The organism is Vibrio sp. 378 (genome assembly GCF_033339435.1).
Map to the genome: position 1 here is coordinate 1 of NZ_JAWOUO010000901.1, position 577 is coordinate 577.

General features: G+C 48.5%; 1 protein-coding gene. It reads left to right on the forward strand.

From position 1 onward, the window contains the following. Positions 1–577 (forward strand): acyltransferase family protein (locus R7Q48_RS29495; RefSeq protein ID WP_411979310.1); only part of this gene is annotated, 577 nt, incomplete at both ends.

The window sequence follows — 577 nt, forward strand, 5'->3', positions numbered from 1 at the left end:
CAGCAATCCACTCGAAACTTTAGTCAACTATGCGAAACCTCTAATGAAAATTTGGTTGGTTTGGAGCGTGATCAGCTTACTCATGCCGTTCCAATGGCAAGTCGTAGCAGAAGCGGGATACCTTGCCGAACGACAAGGCTACTGGGGATACTTAGCGTCTGCACCACTGAATTCATTACTAGAAGGCGGGCTTGTCCACCTGTGGTTTATTCCAGCATTGGTGATTGCGGTCGCTATCATCGCCTGCTTAGTTCGAATTGGCATGACGCAGTTACTGCTTCCAACAGCAGTGCTGCTTTACGTCTATGGTGTTTTGGCAGGCAGCTATGCACCTCTCACCGATTTACCTGCTCCGTTTTTCACTCGTAATGGGCCATTTTTCAGTACCTTGCTTGTGGTATTTGGCTACTTGATTCGAGAAAAACAGTGGCTTTGGTCACGCAACAACACCATTCGCCTGATTCTCCTCGGTATGGCTCTGCACTTTGGTGAAGCCTACTGGTTGATGCAATACGATGTGGCCTTCAACTCTAACGACTTCTTGTTTGGCACCGTCATTTGGTCGCTCGGCGTGTTC